This is a genomic window from Microbacterium sp. CnD16-F (assembly GCF_024124465.1).
Lineage (GTDB): Bacteria > Actinomycetota > Actinomycetes > Actinomycetales > Microbacteriaceae > Microbacterium > Microbacterium gawkjiense.
Genome location: NZ_JAMXSA010000097.1, coordinates 1 through 3888 on the forward strand (window position 1 = coordinate 1; position 3888 = coordinate 3888).

General features: G+C 70.6%; 4 protein-coding genes. 1 reads left to right on the forward strand and 3 read right to left on the reverse strand.

Annotation, left to right across the window (positions count from 1 at the left end):
- On the reverse strand, positions 1-1444 hold a 1444-nt coding region (locus tag NH287_RS14785; RefSeq protein ID WP_253036222.1), incomplete at its 3' end, for a proline dehydrogenase family protein.
- Positions 1445-1488: 44 nt separating this feature from the next.
- Positions 1489-2049 carry a thioesterase family protein gene (locus NH287_RS14790; RefSeq protein ID WP_064003378.1) on the reverse strand — a complete coding sequence of 187 codons (561 nt, stop codon included), beginning with the start codon at positions 2047-2049 and terminating at the stop codon, positions 1489-1491.
- A 132-nt stretch (positions 2050-2181) separates the two neighbouring features.
- Here NH287_RS14790 and NH287_RS14795 point away from each other — a divergent pair, with 132 nt between their 5' ends.
- Positions 2182-2691 carry a GNAT family N-acetyltransferase gene (locus tag NH287_RS14795; protein ID WP_253036223.1) on the forward strand — a complete coding sequence of 170 codons (510 nt, stop codon included), beginning with the start codon at positions 2182-2184 and terminating at the stop codon, positions 2689-2691.
- A gap of 194 nt (positions 2692-2885) precedes the next feature.
- Here the strand turns inward: NH287_RS14795 and NH287_RS14800 are convergent.
- Positions 2886-3888, reverse strand: a 1003-nt coding sequence (locus NH287_RS14800; RefSeq protein WP_253036224.1) for a cytochrome b/b6 domain-containing protein, incomplete at its 5' end; no start/stop codon positions are given.

A 3888-nucleotide genomic window follows, 5' to 3' on the forward strand; every position in this document is an offset into this window, starting at 1 on the left:
CGGGGGCCGCGGCATCCGTCGTCGTCGTCACCTCGTCGGCGGCTGCCGCCGCGCGGTCCTGGCGGCGCCGGGGTCCGGTCACCAGCGTGCGGTCGGCGGCGCGGTCGATGGATGCCGCGAACCGGTCGCGCTCGCGCACGAACATGGCCCGGTCGTAGGCGAGGTCGAACGCGGCGGAGAGGAAGTTCTCGCTCGAGGCGTTCTCCTCGAGCCGGCGGACGAGGTAGCTGATCGCGACGTCGAACTCGTCGGGCCGCACGACGGGGACGTAGAGCAGCACGTGCCCGACCTCGCGGGCGACGGCCTGCACCTGGCCCTGCGCCATGCCGAGGAGCATCTCGACCTCGACGTCGCGCTGCACCCCGCGCTCGCCGGCGAGCAGCCACGCGTACGCGATGTGGAAGAGGTTGTGTCCGGCGACGCCGATCCGCACCGCCTCGGTGTTCTCCGGGCGCAGCGCCTCGTCGAGGCAGCGCACGTAGTTCGCGTCGGTGTCGAGCTTGGAGTCGTAGGGGGCGGTGGGCCAGTCGTGCATGACCGCGTCGACGTGCTCCATCGCGAGGTTCGCGCCCTTCACCAGGCGGATCTTGATGCGGGCGCCGCCGGCCGCGACGCGCTCGCGCGCCCACGCGATGAGCGTTCGGAGGGCGGGGAGGGCGTCGGGTAGGTAGGCCTGCAGCACGATGCCGGCCTCGAGGCCCTTCAGGCGCGGGTCGTCCAGCACCCGCATGAACACGGCCATCGTCAGGTCCAGGTCGCGGTACTCCTCCATGTCGAGGTTGAGGAACGTGCCGTCCTCGGCCGCCGACAGGTAGAGGGGGCGCAGCCGCTCGACGACGCGATCCACGATCTCGTCGAACGCCCACATCGAGAGGTGGCTCGCGATCGCCGAGACCTTCACCGAGACGTAGTCGACGTCGTCGCGCCGGACGAGCTCGTGGATCCCCTCGAGGCGTCGGAGGGCCTCGGCCTCACCGAGCACCGCCTCGCCGAGGAGGTTGAGGTTGAGCCGCGCCCCCGACTCGCGCAGGGTCTGCAGCGCGGGGCCGAGCTTGTCGGGCCGGGCGTCGACGATGAGGTGACCGACCATCTCGCGCAGCACGCGGCGGGCGATGGGGACGATGGGCGTCGGGAGGACGGGGGCGACGACGCCGCCCGTCCGCACGGCTGCCCGGAGGTACCAGGGCAGGAAGGCGGGGGCGAGCGGCGCGACACGCTGCAGGTTGGTGGCCGCGGCGGTGAGGGACTCCGGTCGCATCACCCCGTCGACGAAGCCGAGGGTGAACGGCAGGCCGTTCGGGTCCTTCAACACCCCCGCGAGACGCTCGGCCGAGGGGTCGACGGTGACCTCGGCGGATTCGGCGACCCAGCGCTCTGCGAGGGCGATGGCCCGCTCGGCGAGGTCGGATGAGGGCGCTTGTGGCGCGACAGAGCTGTCCGACATGACGCTCAGCCTATGCGCGCCTCCGGCCGCCGGGGCAGGACACGCTAGGGCCAGATACTGGGCGCCTCGGCACGGGTCGAGGGAAGAGCGGATGCCGCGGCCCAGTCGTGGATCCACTGCGGGATCTCGGGCAGGGTGTCGGGCCGGTGGAGCGCGTCGAACAGCTCCTCGAGGGGCACGATGCCGCCGGACTTGCGCAGGAACCGGACACGCAGGACCATCTCGGCGTAGATCTCACCGTCGACGACGGCGCGGTGCATCTGGAAGACCGACTTGTCGTCGTGGCCGATGATCCGCGTCTCGACCGTGAAGCGCTGCCACAGCTGCAGGGATTTGCGGAACGTGACCGTCTCGCTCGCGACGACGCCGTACCAGCCGCGCTCGTCCATCGTCTGCCAGATGCCGGTGCGGGTGAGCAGGTCGAACCGGCCGAGGTCGAACAGCGAGGCGTAGCGACCGTTGTTCATGTGGCCGAGCAGGTCGATGTCGGTCGGCAGGGTCCGCAGCCGGATCCGGCCCACCGCGTCGGGTGGGAGGGGCCCGCGGCGGCGGTACAGCACCCGCGCGCGCATCAGGGTCAGCAGAGTCCGCCACCATACGTTCACGAGCGGCGAGCCTAGTCAGGGTCACGCGTACAGTGCGGCATCCGTTGTCGCTCTCCGACAGTCGACGGGCCGTGCGCGCGGGGGCGACCCTGTCGATTTCACGATCCGTCGGGCCGTGCGTAGAGTCTGGCCATGGACCCCGAACTCCAGACCGACATCGTCGTCCGTCCCGTTCGCGATGTGGATGCCGAAGCCCTCGGTCGCGTGCATGCGATGTGCTGGCACGAGACCTACGACCACCTCATCAGCAAGGCCGCGCTCGAGAACGTGTCGGCCCGCCGCCTCGCCGAGCTGTGGACGCACTGGGCCCAGCAGGGTCCCGATTTCCGCATGGTCGCCGCTCTCGTCGGCGGCGAGATCGTGGGATTCGCCGGGTCCGGCCCCGCCCGCGACCGCGACGCGCCCCGCAACCGCGAGCTCTACTTCATCTACCTGCTCGACGCGTGGCACGGCACCGGCATCGGCCAGCGCCTGTTCGACGCCGTCGTCCCGGACGATGACACCGAGCTGTACCTGTGGGTCGCCGAGGACAACCCCCGCGCCCACCGCTTCTACACCCGCAACGGGTTCGCCCTCGACGGGGCGAGCCACACCGAACCCTTCCTCGGCGAGACGCTGACGGAAGTCCGCTTCGTGCGCTGACGCACGCTCGGAGACTCGACGGCGCGGCATCCCGTTTCGGATGCCGCGCCGTCGGCCGATTCGGGGGGTGAGGGTCGGGGGCCGTGACGTCTGCACGATCGCCGGGGCTGGGGTGAACTCGCGCGCCGGTTCCGGGCCACACGCGCACCTCGCGTCGTGCATCCGTCACCGGTGCGACGCCGCGCGGCGCGGGCTCAGCGGCTCTTGACCTCGCCGAACAGGCGGGCGATCGGGGCGACGACGAGCGGGCGCATCGCGACGTAGGCCGCGACGATGACCGCGATCGACAGGGCGAAGAGCCAGAAGCCGGTCCAGTTGTCGGCGTAGGCGTCCGGATCGGTCGATCCCTGCGCCGCGTACATGTGGTTCAGGTTGCGCAGCGCCCCGGTCGAGAGCACCAGCAGAACATGGACGGCGATGAAGGCGACGAAGTAGAGCATCGTCGGGAAGTGCAGCTTGCGAGCCCACTCGACGGGGTAGACGCGGTTCAGCGTCGCCGCCTGCTTCGGCCACATCGCACTCATCCGGTATCCGGTGAGCGCGGCGACGGGTGCGGCGATGAAGATCGTCGTGAAGTAGGCGAGCTGCTGCAACGCGTTGTAGTTGACCCACCCGTTCTCGGTCGGCCAGTCGAGGGAGACGTACTGCAGAGCGGCGGACAGCGCGTTCGGGAACACCTCCCACGACGTCGGGATCACCCGCATCCACTGACCGGTCGCGAACAGCAGGACGACGAAGATCAGGCCGTTGGCCAGCCACAGGATGTCGAGGGCCTGGTGCAGCCAGAGCGTGAGGCTCATGCGGCGCTTGCGGTCCTTCTTGGAGATCCACATGGCGGCCGGGCGCTTCTCTGAGCGGACCTGCAGGCCGGTGCGGATGATCAGCACCATGAAGAACGCGTTGAGGAAGTGCGACCAGTTCAGCCAGGCGGGGAAGCCGACGGGCGCGCCCTCGGGCAGGTGGTACTCGCCGGGGTAAGTGGCGAGGAAGTCCTGCAACGGTTCGAGGCTGAGGATCCAGCGCACCGCGAGCACCGCCATCGCCGCGACGTAGAGGATCGCACCTCCCCCGAGGACGACGACTCCCGCCCACTGCGCCTTCGTGAACGGACCGATGCGCGCGGGTTCCGGCCGGGGCGCGGGGCGGCGGGCGACGCCCGCGTGCGCGAGCGGGCGCTCGGACTGCCCGACGACCCGG